General features: G+C 64.9%; 14 protein-coding genes. 11 read left to right on the top strand and 3 right to left on the bottom strand.

The window, feature by feature from the left end:
• Positions 1–8: 8 nt before the first annotated feature.
• Genes AC1DY5_RS01845 through AC1DY5_RS01830 form a run of 4 tightly spaced genes read left to right on the top strand, consistent with a single transcriptional unit; the run spans position 9 to position 3701 of the window.
• Positions 9–728 carry a maleate cis-trans isomerase family protein gene (locus AC1DY5_RS01845; protein WP_478107816.1) on the top strand — a complete coding sequence of 240 codons (720 nt, stop codon included), beginning with the start codon at positions 9–11 and terminating at the stop codon, positions 726–728.
• Positions 725–2155: a dihydropyrimidinase gene (gene hydA, locus AC1DY5_RS01840; protein ID WP_478107814.1), complete on the top strand. Its 1431-nt coding sequence runs from the start codon at positions 725–727 to the stop codon at positions 2153–2155. Before AC1DY5_RS01845 ends, hydA begins: the two co-directional genes overlap by 4 nt.
• Before the next feature lie 25 nt (positions 2156–2180).
• Positions 2181–2936, top strand: coding sequence for an aspartate/glutamate racemase family protein (locus tag AC1DY5_RS01835; RefSeq protein ID WP_478107812.1), 756 nt, complete (start codon positions 2181–2183; stop codon positions 2934–2936).
• A 57-nt stretch (positions 2937–2993) separates the two neighbouring features.
• Entirely contained in the window at positions 2994–3701 is a 708-nt protein-coding gene (locus AC1DY5_RS01830; protein ID WP_478107886.1) for a GntR family transcriptional regulator, read from the top strand.
• A 57-nt stretch (positions 3702–3758) separates the two neighbouring features.
• Here the strand turns inward: AC1DY5_RS01830 and AC1DY5_RS01825 are convergent, their stop codons facing one another.
• Positions 3759–4772: a LacI family DNA-binding transcriptional regulator gene (locus AC1DY5_RS01825; protein WP_478107810.1), complete on the bottom strand. Its 1014-nt coding sequence runs from the start codon at positions 4770–4772 to the stop codon at positions 3759–3761.
• Positions 4773–5007: 235 nt separating this feature from the next.
• Here AC1DY5_RS01825 and AC1DY5_RS01820 point away from each other — a divergent pair, with 235 nt between their 5' ends.
• From AC1DY5_RS01820 to AC1DY5_RS01800, 5 genes are read left to right on the top strand one after another with little or no spacing between them, the layout of a single operon-like run.
• Complete coding sequence (locus AC1DY5_RS01820) at positions 5008–5679, top strand: amino acid ABC transporter permease (protein ID WP_478107884.1); 672 nt, start codon at positions 5008–5010, stop codon at positions 5677–5679.
• Positions 5680–5693: 14 nt separating this feature from the next.
• Positions 5694–6347 (top strand): amino acid ABC transporter permease, encoded by a 654-nt coding sequence (locus AC1DY5_RS01815; RefSeq protein WP_478107808.1) that lies wholly within the window; start codon positions 5694–5696, stop codon positions 6345–6347.
• A gap of 45 nt (positions 6348–6392) precedes the next feature.
• A complete protein-coding gene (locus tag AC1DY5_RS01810) occupies positions 6393–7220 on the top strand; it encodes a transporter substrate-binding domain-containing protein (protein WP_478107806.1) in 828 nt (275 codons plus the stop codon).
• A 34-nt stretch (positions 7221–7254) separates the two neighbouring features.
• Entirely contained in the window at positions 7255–8025 is a 771-nt protein-coding gene (locus tag AC1DY5_RS01805; protein WP_478107804.1) for an amino acid ABC transporter ATP-binding protein, read from the top strand.
• A 40-nt stretch (positions 8026–8065) separates the two neighbouring features.
• A complete protein-coding gene (locus tag AC1DY5_RS01800) occupies positions 8066–9232 on the top strand; it encodes a dihydrodipicolinate synthase family protein (RefSeq protein ID WP_478107802.1) in 1167 nt (388 codons plus the stop codon).
• Between the two features lie 25 nt (positions 9233–9257).
• Here the strand turns inward: AC1DY5_RS01800 and AC1DY5_RS01795 are convergent, their stop codons facing one another.
• Together AC1DY5_RS01795 and AC1DY5_RS01790 are read right to left on the bottom strand one after the other, a co-directional pair.
• Positions 9258–9803: a substrate-binding domain-containing protein gene (locus AC1DY5_RS01795; RefSeq protein ID WP_478107800.1), complete on the bottom strand. Its 546-nt coding sequence runs from the start codon at positions 9801–9803 to the stop codon at positions 9258–9260.
• Between the two features lie 10 nt (positions 9804–9813).
• Positions 9814–10269 (bottom strand): LacI family DNA-binding transcriptional regulator, encoded by a 456-nt coding sequence (locus AC1DY5_RS01790; RefSeq protein WP_478107798.1) that lies wholly within the window; start codon positions 10267–10269, stop codon positions 9814–9816.
• 97 nt (positions 10270–10366) lie between these two features.
• On the opposite strand from AC1DY5_RS01790, the gene AC1DY5_RS01785 reads away from it, so the two are divergent.
• Complete coding sequence (locus AC1DY5_RS01785) at positions 10367–11401, top strand: Gfo/Idh/MocA family protein (protein ID WP_478107882.1); 1035 nt, start codon at positions 10367–10369, stop codon at positions 11399–11401.
• Positions 11402–11409: 8 nt separating this feature from the next.
• A complete protein-coding gene (locus AC1DY5_RS01780; RefSeq protein ID WP_478107796.1) occupies positions 11410–13005 on the top strand; it encodes an acyl CoA:acetate/3-ketoacid CoA transferase in 1596 nt (531 codons plus the stop codon).
• Positions 13006–13156 lie beyond the last annotated feature (151 nt).

Raw genomic sequence — 13156 nt, 5'->3', positions numbered from 1 at the left:
TCTGCGACATGTCCCAGCAAAAACGCATCGGCGTCCTGACGCCTTCCTCCAACACGGCGCTCGAGCCGCTGACCAGCGCCATGGTCGCCGGCGTGCCGGGTGTCTCGGCGCACTTCTCGCGATTCCGCGTCACCGAGATCTCGATGGGCGAGAAATCGCAGGGCCAGTTCGACGAGCGCGCGATCCTGGATGCCGCCAGCCTGCTCGCCGATGCGAAGGTCGACGTGATCTGCTGGAGCGGCACCTCGGCGAGCTGGCTCGGCTTCGAGCGCGACCGCGCACTGTGCGCACGCATCACCGAGGTGACCGGCATTCCCGCCACCACCTCGGTGCTGGCGCTCAATGACCTGCTGGCTGCGCAGCGCGCACGCACGCTGGGCCTGGTGTCGCCCTACGTCGAGGACGTTCAACGGCGCATCGTCGCCAACTACGCGGCGCTCGACATCGAGTGCGTCGCCGAACGGCACCTCGACCTCACGGTGAACTTCTCCTTCGCCGAGGTCGCACCCGATACCTTGCGCAGGATAATTCGCGAGGTGGCGCAGCACAAGCCCGACGCCATCACCGTGATGTGCACCAACCTGCACGGTGCGCCGCTGGTCGAGGAGATGGAGCGCGAGCTGGGTATCCCGATCTACGATTCGGTGGCGACCGTGGTCTGGAAGGCGCTGAAGATCACCGGCGTCGACACGCGCGGCGTCAAGGGCTGGGGAGGCCTGTTCTCATGAGCACCAAGGGTCTTGATCTCGTCGTGCGCAATGCGCGCGTGGCCACGGCCAGCGACACCTTCGATGCCGACATCGGCATCGTCGACGGCCGCATCGTGCAACTCGGCATGGGCTTGCCTGCCGGCGTCCGCGAAATCGATGCGGCCGGCGCCTTCGTCACGCCGGGTGGCGTCGACGCGCACTGCCATCTCGACCAGCCCATGGAGGCACCGGTGCGGATGGCCGACGATTTCGACACCGGCACCCGTGCCGCTGCCTGCGGCGGCACGACCACGGTGATCCCGTTCGCCGCGCAGCAAAAAGGCCAGTCGCTGCGCGCCGCGGTGCGCGACTACCACGAGCGCGCCGAAGGCCGCGCGCACGTCGATCACGCCTTCCACCTGATCGTCAGCGATCCGACCGAAGAGGTGCTGAAGAACGAACTGCCGCAGCTGATCGCCGAGGGCTACACCTCGTTCAAGATCTACATGACCTACAACGATCTCAAGCTCGACGACGGCCAGATCCTGGACGTGCTCGAAGTGGCGCGGCGCCACGACGCGATGGCGATGATCCACGCCGAGAACGCCGACTGCATCGAATGGCTGACCAAGCGCCTGGAGGCCAGGGGCCGCACGGCGCCGCGCTTCCACGCGCATTCGCGGCCGATGCTGGTCGAGCGCGAGGCGACGCATCGCGCCATCGCCTTGTCGGAGCTCGTCGACGTCCCGATCATGATCGTCCACGTGTCGGGCAAGGAAGCCGTCGAGCAGATCCGCTGGGCGCGCGCGCACGGCCTGCACGTGTTCGCGGAGACCTGTCCGCAGTACCTGTTCCTGACCGCCGAGGACCTTGGCATCGACGACAGCTATGGCGGCGCACGCTGCGTGTGCAGCCCGCCGCCGCGCAACAAGGACAACCAGCAAGTCATCTGGAACGGCCTGGCCGACGGCTTGTTCACGATCTTCTCGTCCGACCACGCGCCGTTCCGCTACGACGCGCCGGAAGGCAAGAAGCCGGGCGGCCAGGAGGTCGGGTTCCGCCACATTCCCAACGGCATCCCGGGCATCGAGACGCGGCTGCCGCTGCTGTTCTCGCACGGCGTGCTCGACGGCCGCATCACCATCAACCGCTTCGTCGAGCTGACGTCGACCAACCCTGCCAAGGCCTACGGCCTGCATCCGCGCAAGGGCACCATCGCGATCGGTGCCGATGCCGACCTCGTGGTCTGGGGCGCGACGCCGCGCCAAGTGCGCAATGCCGATCTTCACCACGCGGTGGACTACACGCCCTACGAGGGCATCGAGGTGAAGGCATGGCCGGCGCTGACGATCGCGCGCGGCGAGGTGGTGTGGGACGGCCAAACCTTCCATCCGCGCGCCGGCCGCGGCCAGTTCCTGAAGCGCGGCAGGCCGAGCCTGCTGCCGGCCGCGCGCCCGGTCCCCTAAAGCCACGCAGTCATCGAGGCCTGCCATGAACCTGCTGCTGATCAACCCCAACACCTCCCAGAGCGTTTCCGACCTGATCGAGGCAGAGGCGCGCCGCGCCGCTGCGCCGGACACCCGCATCAAAGTACTCACCGCGCCCTTCGGCGTCGCCTACATCGAGACGCGCTTCGAATCGCTGATCGGCGCCTATGCCACCGCCACGCTGGCCGCCGAGCACTGCGACCAGCACGACGCCATCGTCGTCGCCGCCTTCGGCGATCCGGGCATCGACGGGCTGCGCGAAGTGCTCGACATCCCGGTGGTCGGGATGACCGAGGCGGCGTTGATGAGCGCCTGCCTGCTCGGCAAGCGCTTCTCGATCGTGGCGATCTCGCACCGGATCACCGCCTGGTATCGCGAATGCGTCCGTGCCAACGGCCTCAGCGACCGATTGGCGAGCATCCGCAACCTGGACAACCCGTTGAAGGACATCGGGCGGGTCCAGGAGGACCACAGCGCGCGGCTGGAAGCGCTGTGCCTGTCGGCCGTGCAGGACGACGGTGCGGACGTGATCATCATTGCCGGTGCGCCGCTGGCGGGGCTGGCGCGGTCGATCCGGGACCGTATTCCCGTGCCGGTGGTCGATGGCGTGTCAAGCGCCGTGTGCCACGCCCAGACCCTGGTGTCGCTGAGCACGCTGCCCGCGCGCCAGGGCAGCTTCGCGCCGCCGCCGATCAAGCCGAACCATGGGTTGCCCGAGGGCATCGCACGGCTGCTCGCCCGAGACCGAACGCAGAGATGAACCTTCGGCGACAGGATGGGTCCCAAGGTCCGAAGTCCGTCGTTAAGATCGCAAGGCATGGCAAAGAAACAGATTTCTCCCAATGAAGCGAGCGCTCCGGGCCGCGAGCAGAGCGTCGAGGCCATCGCCGAGAAGATTTCCACGGCGATCCTCGAACATCGGCTGGCGCCGGGCACCAAGCTCGGCGAAGACCGGCTGGCCACCATCTTCGGCACCAGCCGCGCCAAGGTGCGCGAGGTGCTGGCCCGCCTGGCCCATGAGCAGATCGTCGAACTGGTGCCGCAGCGCGGTGCGCACGTCGCCAAGCCGTCGATCGAACAGGCGCGGGACGTCTTCGAGGCGCGCCGCCTGATCGAACCCGGCGTGCTGCGCCGGCTGATCGGCACGATGGACGACTTCAAGATGCAGCGCCTGCGCCGGCATCTCGAACTCGAGGCCGACGCCCGTCAGCGCAACGATGCGCGCGCCGTGGTGCGCCTGTCGGGCGAATTCCACCTGCTGCTGGCCGAGCTGGCGGGCAACTCGGCGCTGGCGCGCACCATGCGCGAGCTGTCGACCCTGACCTGCCTGATCATCTCGCTGTACGACGCGCCCACCGCCACCAGCTGCCGCGCCGACGAGCATGAGGAGATCGTTGAGGCCATCAAGCGAAACGACGTCCGGCGCGCCGAGACGCTCATGCTCCACCACCTCGAACACATCCAGGAAAGTCTCAAGCTCGACGCCGGCACCGACGAGGCCGACCTCGAGAGCATTCTGGGATAGGGGCCGCCTGGGCGGCTGCTTGCAGGCCGTCGCCGCCGCGTTCAGCCGGGCCGGCTCTCAACCGGACTGGCGAAGTACAAGACGCGGCTCGGCCAGAAAGGTTTGACGAGCGCGGTCGGGCGTCTGAATGCGATCCAGGAGGATCGCCGCTGCGTGCTCGCCCAACTCGCCGGGACGAATGTCGATCGTGCTGAGCGGAGGGTTGGAATGCGCCGCATCCTGGACATTGTCAAAACCCATCAAGCCGAAATCCTCGCCGGCGTGCATGCCCTTCTCACCGAGTGCAGACATGGCGCCAAAAGCAACCACGTCGTTGTAGCAGATGGCTGCGGTCGGTCGCGGCTTCGTGTCCAGCAGGGTGTTCATGGATTCGTACCCGCCTTGCCGCGTCGGATGCGCCGGGACCAGCAGTTCCTCGTCGAACGCAAGCTTGCGTTCGGCCAGCGCCGCCCTGAATCCCTTCAGGCGCTGTTCGAGCACAACGCCGGTGCGACCTCCGAGGAATCCGATACGGGTGTGCCCCGAATCGAGAAGGTGCCTGGTGGCCGCGTAGATGCCTCTTTCATTGTCGGCACCCGCGAAATCGTAGGCGCCGGGACCCAAGGTGCGGACCATCACGACCATCGGCATGCCCCACGACGCCACTTCTTTAGTCAAGCTGCGCGGCGTTCCGTAAGCCGGGCACAGCACAAGGCCGGCAGCCCCTTGCTCCCTCATCGTGCGCAAGACCTGGTTCTGCCGGACCACGTCCTCGCTGGTGTGGGCCATCAACACGATGTATCCCGCCTCGACCAGCTTTCGCTCGACACCGATCAGGATCTCGGCGAAGAAGGGATTGGTGAGGTCGTTGACGATCACGCCGATCGTCTTGGAGGCGCCGCCACGCAATTCGCCGGCTCGGCTGTTGTACACATAGCCGAGCTTGCGCGCTGCTTCGCGAACCCGTCCAGCCGTCTCGGCCGGAATGAGGGGGCTGTGTTTGAGGACGAGCGATACGGTTGACTTGGAAACGTTTGCCTCTGCCGCGACATCGAGGATCGTGACCGAACGGGGCATGGATGGTTTGCGCATGGTTGATTGACTGTTTCCCCGACTCTACGACGAGACCTTGCCGCCCGCCGCCCGCAGCAGCCGGGCTCTTCCAAGGCATGGGTGTTTTCCCTAGCACCCGTTGACGCTGCTATTGGAACGATCCAATAATCCATTCAACCGTTCCAATGAAGCAATCGGAGGCGTCTATCGTGAGGGGTATCTCAATTTCAGTGACATCGCTGGCCGTGCCCTCCAGCCGGTCGAGGCGCTCGCCGTGACATACAACTTTGAGTTCGCCACTGTCGTGGCTGCATGGCCGCTGCTTCTGAAGGGCACCTGGATGACGATCCAGCTGTCACTGATCGCCACCGTCCTGGGGCTGGTCGTGGCCATCGTGTGCGCCTGGGCCAAGACCTCCGGACCGACCCCGGTTCGCATCGTGGTCAATGTCTATATCGAGCTGATCCGCAACACGCCATTTCTGGTTCAACTCTTCTTTTTCTTCTTCGCGCTTCCGGCGATCGGGTTGCGCTGGTCGCCGCATACGGCGGCGCTGACCGCGATGGTCGTGAACCTGGGCGCCTATGCGACCGAGATCATCCGCGCCGGCATCGAGTCGATTCCCAAGGGACAAATCGAAGCAGGGCTCGCCCTCAATCTGAAGCCGCATCAGATCTTCCGGCTCGTCGTGCTCAAGCCGGCTTTGCGTGCCATCTTTCCTGCGCTGTCGAGCCAGTTCATCCTGCTGATGCTCACTTCGAGTGTGGTCTCCGTGATTTCCGCCGACGACCTCACGTCGGTCGCCGCGAACCTGCAGTCGCAGACATTTCGCAGTTTCGAGATCTACATCGTCGTCACGGCGATCTATCTGACGCTCGCACTGGCGTTCTCAATGATGTTCCGGATGATCCAGCGCCACTCGCTGTCCTATCCCGATCGACGCTGAACGGGGAAATCGACATGCGTACATTTGGTGGTGGTGATGTCTTGTTCATCCTGCAGGCAGCGCAGTGGACGGTGCTGCTCTCGCTGATTGCCTTCGTGGGTGGCGCCATCGGCGGCCTGATCGTTGCGCTGGCAAGGACTTCCGGCAATGCCACGCTGCAACTCGCCTCCACCGCGTTCACGCAGGTGTTCCAGGGCACGCCGCTGCTGATGCAATTGTTCCTGGTGTTCTTCGGCGCTCCGATACTTGGCCTCGAGGTCAGCCCTTGGTTTGCGGCCGGCGTCGCCCTTGTCCTAAACACGAGCGCGTTCCTCGGCGAGATCTGGCGCGGCTGTATCCAGGCCATTCCCAGAGGTCAATGGGAAGCCGCCGAGGCACTCGGCCTGCACTATGTCGCGCGCATGCGCCTGGTGGTGCTACCGCAGGCATGGAAGATCGCGCTGCCGCCTACGGTCGGCTATCTCGTCCAGGTCCTCAAGGGGACTTCTCTTGCCGCGATCATCGGCTTCGCCGAAATCACGCGCGCTGGACAAATCATCAACAACGCCACCTTCCAGCCGCTGATCGTCTTCAGCGTGGTGGGGGCGGTCTATTTCGCCTTGTGCTGGCCGCTCTCGTTGCTGGCAGGACGAATGGAGCAGCGCTTGAAACTCGCAGCCGCTCGATAGTCCCACGCCAATCCGCTTTCATCGAACCACAGATCAGGAGACATCATGTTCCATTCCTATGCACGCCGCCGCTTCATCACCTTCGCCACTGCCGCACTGTGCGGGGGTCTGCTGGGTTCCCTCGCAATGAATGCGACCGCGCAGACCGTGGATGAAATCAAGAAGAAGGGGACGGTGACGATCGGCATCCTGGTCGATTTCCCTCCCTACGGCACCGTGGACAGCTCGAATCAGCCGGACGGATACGACGTCGACGTGGCCAAACTGCTGGCGAAGGACTGGGGCGTCAAGCTCAATCTCGTGCCCGTGACCGGCCCGAACCGGATTCCGTTCCTGCTGACCAACAAGGTCGATCTGCTCATCGCGTCGTTCTCGCCGACGCCCGAGCGCGCCAAGCAGGTCCAATTCTCTCGGCCGCACAGCACCGCGACGATCGTGCTGTATGGCCAGAAGAAGCTCTCGATCAAGACCCCGGCCGACCTGAAGGGTGTGCGCGTGGCCGTTGCACGAGCGAGCACGCAAGACACTGCGCTGACCGCTGTCGCGCCCGAAGGCACTGATATCCGTCGCTTCGATGACGATGCGTCGGCGATGCAGGCGCTGCTCTCGGGGCAAGTCGATGCGTTGGGCTGCGCGACGACCATCGCGCAGCAAGTCGCCAAGCGGGTCGGGGACGTCTACGAGACCAAGCTGGTGCTGCGGCAACAGTACATGGCGCCGGCGATGCGCCTCGGGCAGCCCGACCTGATCAAGGGCGTTGATACCTTTGTGAGCACGTACGTGGACAACGGCGAACTGAACAAGCTCTACAAGAAATGGCTGCAGACGGACTTGCCGATGCTGCCGACCACGCCGATGCCGGTGGCAAACTGAAGCGGCGGGAACCCACCAATCGAATGGCAACCCCATGAGCACCGAACCCATCATCCGAATTGAGAAGGCCAACAAGTGGTTTGGGCAGTTCCAGGTCCTGACCGAAGTCGACCTGGAGGTCCGCGCTGGCGAGCGGATCGTCATTTGCGGGCCCTCAGGGTCGGGCAAGTCCACACTCATCCGCTGCATCAATCACCTGGAAAAGATCGAGAAGGGCCGCATCGTGGTGGACGGCATCGAACTCACCGGACATCAGCGAAGGAATGTGGATGCGGTTCGCCGTGAAGTTGGCATGGTGTTCCAGCAGTTCAACCTGTTCCCCCATCTGACCGTACTGCAAAACTGCACGCTGTCACCGATGCATTCGCGCGGCATTTCGCGCGACGAGGCCGAGGCGACTGCAATGAAGTACCTGGAACGGGTGCGGATTCCCGATCAGGCGTCCAAGTATCCAAGCCAGCTTTCCGGGGGGCAACAACAGCGCGTGGCGATCGCGCGGGCGCTGTGCATGAATCCGAAGATCATGCTGTTCGACGAGCCGACCTCCGCGCTGGATCCGGAGATGGTGAAGGAAGTGCTAGACACGATGATCGGCCTGGCGGACGACGGCATGACGATGCTCTGTGTGACCCACGAAATGGGCTTCGCGCGTCAAGTCGCAGACCGGGTCATCTTCATGGCCGAAGGCCGCGTGTTGGAAGAGGCACCCCCACAGGCCTTCTTTGGCCGCCCTCAGCATCCGACGCTGAAGGCCTTCCTCGGACAGATTCTCAGTGCGGCTGAGCAGCAGCCGGCACTGCACTGACTGCGCATCCGTAGTCAACGTCCCAACCCCTGGAGAGATCATGAAAATCCGACTTCCGCAATTCGATGGCGCTCTGATGAACTACACGGTCATCGGCGAGCCGGTTGCACCACAATCCACCGCGCCGGCATTCAACCGCACTGTCTATGCTGCCGCCCACGTCGTCGTCGATCCGTTCGCCACGGTGGATCCATGGGACGCGTCGCCGCGCGTCGACTGGGACACCACGCTTGCGTTTCGAGAGCACTTGTACCGCTTAGGCTTCAAGGTCGCTGAAGCAATGGACACGGCCCAGCGCGGCATGGGGGTCGATTGGCCTGTCGCTCGCGAACTGATTCAGCGCAGTTTGCGTCATGCGCGCACGGTCCCTGGGGCCGACCTGGCGTGCGGGGTCGGCACCGACCAACTCGCCGTCGGCACCGAGATCACGCTCGCCGACGTCGAGGCGGCCTATAGGGAGCAACTGTCGGTGGTCGAAGCCGAGGGCGGGCGCGCCATCCTCATGTGCAGCCGTGCGCTGGCCCGCTGCGCCAAGGGGCCGGAGGACTACCTGTCGCTTTATGGGCGTCTTCTGCGCGACACGTCGCAGCCCGTCATCCTCCACTGGCTCGGCGAGATGTTCGACCCGGCGCTGCGCGGCTATTGGGGCAGCGGAGATCTGGCCAGCGCGCTGGACACGGTGGCGGCGTTGATTCGTGACAACGCGAAACATGTCGATGGCATCAAGGTCTCGTTGCTGGACGCAAAGTGGGAGATCGAGCTTCGTCGCCGGCTGCCCGAGGGCATCAAGATGTATACCGGCGACGACTTTAACTACGCCGAACTGATCGCGGGCGATGCCTCCGGCTATTCGCACGGGCTGCTCGGAATCTTCGATCCCATCGCGCCGGTCGCGGCCGTTGCGCTCGGTGAACTCGGCAAGGGCAAACCCGAACGCTTCCGTGCCCTCCTTGATCCCACCGTGGCGCTGTCGCGCGAGATCTTCCGCGCGCCAACGCGACACTATAAGGCGGGCGTCGTGTTCCTGGCTTGGCTCAACGGCCATCAGCAGCACTTCTCGATGGCCGGTGGCGCGCAATCCGCGCGTGGTGCCGTGCACTTTGCCAAGGTGTTCGAGTTGGCCGACCAGAGCGGCGTACTTGCCGACCCCGAGTTGGCCTGCCAGCGCATGAAGTCCTATCTTGAGGTCGCATGTGGCGTGAACTGACGCGGCGCCGTCGGGCCCCCGGCGCCTAGCCGGACTGCCTCAGCACCAATTGGGGTTGCGTCAGGAATGTCTGGCGGGCCCGACCCGGGACCCGGATGCGCTCGAGGGGGATCTCCGCAGCGTGAGCGCCCAGTTCCGCGGTGCGGACGTCGACCGTACTCAGGGGAGGATTCGAGTGCGCCGCGTCCTGGACGTTGTCGAATCCCATCAGGGCGAAGTCGACGCCGGCCCGCATGCCTCGTTCGCCCAGCGCCGAGAGCGCACCAAAGGCGACGACGTCGTTGTAGCAAATCGCTGCGGTCGGCCGCGGCGTCCTGTCGAGCAAGGCATTCATCGTCTCGTAGCCGCCTTGCCGGGTGGGCTTCGTCGCAACGAGCCAGTCGTCGTTGAATCGGACATCGCGCTCTGCCAATGCCGCCCGGATGCCCTTCAGTCGCTGCTCGAGCACCACGCCCGTCAGGCCGCCGAGGAACCCGATCCGTCGGTGCCCCGCATCCTGCAGGTGCCTGGTGGCCGCATAGACGCCCCGCTCGTTGTCGGCGCCGGCGAAATCGTATCGACCGGGACCCACAGCGTGCGAATCATGACAACCAGGGGGCTCGACCAGGACTGCACTTCCTTGGGGAAGGTGCGGGGGGTCCATAGGCCGGGCACACCATGCCGGCTGCCCCCTGTTCGCGCATCGTGCGCATGACCTGTGCCTGCCGCTCCAGGTCCTCGTTGGGATGTGCCATCAGGACGACGTGGCCGGCCTCCACCAGCGTCCGCTCGACGGCGACGAGGATCTCCGCGAAGAAGGGGTTGGCGAGATCGTTGACGACGACGCCGATGGTCCTGGACGAGCGGCCGCGCAGCTCTCCGGCGCGTCGGTTGTAGACATAGCCAAGCTTGCGTGCCGCTGCCCGGACACGCTCGGCCGTCTCGACGGAAATCAGCGGGCTCGCCTTGAGGACCAGCGAAACGGTCGACTTGGAGACGTTCGCGGCTGCCGCGACGTCGAGGATCGTGATCGCCCTGGATGACTCTGATCTGTCCATGATTTAGGTGTTTTCCCTTGCTCGGCACGCAATGGGCTTGATCTTTTACTGGAACGTTCCAATAATCCATTCAACCGTTCCAATGAATGTAAGCGCAATGGAGGCAAGAGTGGAAAACAAAACGCAGACTGGCTGGGGCCTGATCGGTGCCAGCACCATCGCCGCCGAGCACATGATGGATGCGATTCGCGTGCAGCCGGGACACGAGGTCGTCGCCGTGATGAGCAGCAGTTCCGAGCGTGCGAGGGCTTTTGCGACACAGCACGGAATTGCCGGCGCCTACGATGCCGTGGCGTCTTTGCTCGCGGATCCGGCCGTGCAAGTCGTGTATGTCAGCACGACCAACGAACTGCATGCCGAGCAGGTCATTGCGGCTGCCGCGGCGGGCAAGCATGTGCTGTGCGAGAAGCCGCTTGCGCTGAAGCTCGACGATGCGCTGCGGATGGTCCGGGCCTGCGCGGCGGCGGGAGTCGTCATGGCGACCAACCATCACCTGAGAAACGCGGCCACTCACCGCAAGCTGCGGGAGCTGGTCCAGGGAGGCGCCATCGGTCGACCGCTGTTCGCACGGGTCTTCCATGCGGTCTACCTGCCCGTGCACCTGCAGGGATGGCGCATCGACAAGCCGTCCGCAGGCGGTGGGGTCATCCTCGACATCGCGGTGCATGACGCAGACACCTTGAGGTTCATCCTCGACGCCGAACCGACCGAAGCCGTCGGCATGTCGCAATCCGCCGCCCTGGCGCGCGAAGGCCTCGAAGACGGCGCGATGGCTGTTCTGCGTTTCGACAACGGCGTCCTCGCGCAACTGCACGATGCCTTCACCACGCCCTTTGCCGGAACAGGCATCGAGATCCACGGCGACAAGGGCTCCCTCTTCGGGCGCAACGTGATGACGCAACGCGCGGTGGGCGAAGTGCTGCTGCGCGACGCGCAAGGCGAGCGCGCCATCGAAGTCCAGCACGAAAGCCTGTACGCCCGCGGGGTCGCTCGCTTTTGCGCCGCGGTCCGTGGCGAGGGAGAACCGGCCGCCACCGCCGTCGACGGGCTTCGTTCCCTTGCCACCGCCCTGGCTATCGCCGAGGCCTGCCACACCGGGGGGACGGTTCGCGTCGCCCCCACTCAAGTCTAGGAGTTCCCATGAAGAAAGTGATCACCGCCGAACAAGCGGCCGCCCTGATTCGCACCGGAGACGTCGTCAGCATCAGTTCGTCGAGCGGCCTCGGCTGCCCCGACAAGGTATTGGCGGCGCTCGGCGCACGGTTCGACAAAGAAGGTCAACCGCGCGATCTGACGACGTTGAATCCGATCGCCGCCGGCGACATGTACGGCATCAAGGGCATCGACCACATCGCCAAGCCGGGGCTGCTGTCCCGCGTGCTGGCTGGGTCCTACCCCAGCGGTCCGTCCTCGTTGCCGATGCCGGCCATCTGGCACATGGTGGTCGACAACCAGATCGAGGCCTACAACATCCCGAGCGGCATCCTCTACGACATGCACCGCGACGCCGCAGCCAGGCGCCCCGGCGTGCTGACCAAGGTCGGGCTCGGAACCTTCGTCGATCCGGACCAGCAAGGCTGCGCTATGAACGCAGCGGCGGCGGCACATCCTGTTGTTCGCAAGGAGATGTTCGACGGTCAGGAGTGGCTCTACTTTCCCGCCATTGCGCCGCAGGTCGCCATCATCCGTGCCACCACCGCCGACGAGCATGGCAACCTGACCTACGAGCACGAGGGGGCCCTGCTGGGTGGCCTGGACCAGGCGCTCGCTGCACGGAACAACGGCGGCATCGTCATCGCCCAGGTCAAGCGGGTCGTGAAGGAGGGCAGCCTGCGCCCGCACGATGTGCACGTGCCGCGCAATCTGGTGGACTACATCGTGGTCGACCCGGACCAGTGGCAGACCACCCAGACGCCCTACGATCCGGCCATCAGTGGCGAGATCGCCCAGCCGCTCGCGACCTTCGAGCCGCAGACCTGGGGGCCCGAGAAAGTGATCTCGCGCCGCGCGGCCATGGAGCTTGCGCACGGCCACGCAGTGAATCTCGGCTTCGGCATCTCCGCCAATGTGCCGCGTGTCCTGCTGGAGGAAGGGCTGCACGGCGAGGTGACGTGGGCGATCGAACAGGGCGCGGTCGGCGGCATGCCTCTGCTCGGCTTCGCCTTCGGATGCGCATCGAACGCCGACGCGATCATGGCCTCGCCGAACCAGTTCACCTATTTCCAGGGCGGCGGCTTCGACGCGAGCTTGCTGTCGTTCCTGCAGGTCGATCGCAATGGGAGCGTGAATGTCTCCAAGCTGGGATCGAAGCCCTACCTGACCGCCGGTTGCGGCGGCTTGGTCGACATCACCTCCCACGCCAGGCGAATCGTGTTTTCTGGCTTCTTCACAGCCGGTGCCAAGCTCGAAGTGGGCGATGGCAAGCTGACGATCCTCCAGGAGGGCAAGACGCGGAAGTTCGTGGAGTCTGCCGAGCACATCACGTACAGCGGCGTGATCGGCCGCCAACGCGGACAACGAGTGACCTACGTGACGGAGCGCTGCGTGATCGACCTGGAGGATGACGCCCTGGTGGTGCGGGAGATTGCGCCAGGCATCGACCTCCAGCGCGACGTGCTGGACCAGGCAGACATCCCGTTGCGCGTCGCCGACGACCTTCGATTGATGGACGCCGCCTTGTTTCGCGAAGCGCCCTTCGGTCTGAAGCTCAAGGCAGCGGAGCTGCGTCGTGGCTGATTCCCTGATCCTTCTCGAGCGCGAGGGGTCCGTGGCGACGGTCACGTTGAATCGGCCGGCGAAACTGAATTCCCTGACGCCTTCGATGCTCGACGCGCTCGAGACCGCGGCGCGGGAGCTCGATGTCGATGCTGGCGTGCGGGTCGTGATC

It is taken from the genome of Variovorax sp. P4_D9, from assembly GCF_056401695.1.
Note: the sequence above shows the minus strand (reverse complement) of the source record. Positions and strands in the feature narration are given on the sequence as shown.

Coding starts and splice junctions, on each gene's coding strand:
- AC1DY5_RS01845 (WP_478107816.1), top strand. CDS start 9: ATGTCCCAGCAAAAACGCATCGGCGTCCTGACGCCTTCCTCCAACACG.
- AC1DY5_RS01780 (WP_478107796.1), top strand. CDS start 11,410: ATGAAGAAAGTGATCACCGCCGAACAAGCGGCCGCCCTGATTCGCACC.
- AC1DY5_RS01815 (WP_478107808.1), top strand. CDS start 5,694: ATGCGTACATTTGGTGGTGGTGATGTCTTGTTCATCCTGCAGGCAGCG.
- hydA (WP_478107814.1), top strand. CDS start 725: ATGAGCACCAAGGGTCTTGATCTCGTCGTGCGCAATGCGCGCGTGGCC.
- AC1DY5_RS01835 (WP_478107812.1), top strand. CDS start 2,181: ATGAACCTGCTGCTGATCAACCCCAACACCTCCCAGAGCGTTTCCGAC.
- AC1DY5_RS01830 (WP_478107886.1), top strand. CDS start 2,994: ATGGCAAAGAAACAGATTTCTCCCAATGAAGCGAGCGCTCCGGGCCGC.
- AC1DY5_RS01800 (WP_478107802.1), top strand. CDS start 8,066: ATGAAAATCCGACTTCCGCAATTCGATGGCGCTCTGATGAACTACACG.
- AC1DY5_RS01790 (WP_478107798.1), bottom strand. CDS start 10,269: ATGGACAGATCAGAGTCATCCAGGGCGATCACGATCCTCGACGTCGCG.
- AC1DY5_RS01785 (WP_478107882.1), top strand. CDS start 10,367: ATGGAGGCAAGAGTGGAAAACAAAACGCAGACTGGCTGGGGCCTGATC.
- AC1DY5_RS01805 (WP_478107804.1), top strand. CDS start 7,255: ATGAGCACCGAACCCATCATCCGAATTGAGAAGGCCAACAAGTGGTTT.
- AC1DY5_RS01825 (WP_478107810.1), bottom strand. CDS start 4,772: ATGCGCAAACCATCCATGCCCCGTTCGGTCACGATCCTCGATGTCGCG.
- AC1DY5_RS01810 (WP_478107806.1), top strand. CDS start 6,393: ATGTTCCATTCCTATGCACGCCGCCGCTTCATCACCTTCGCCACTGCC.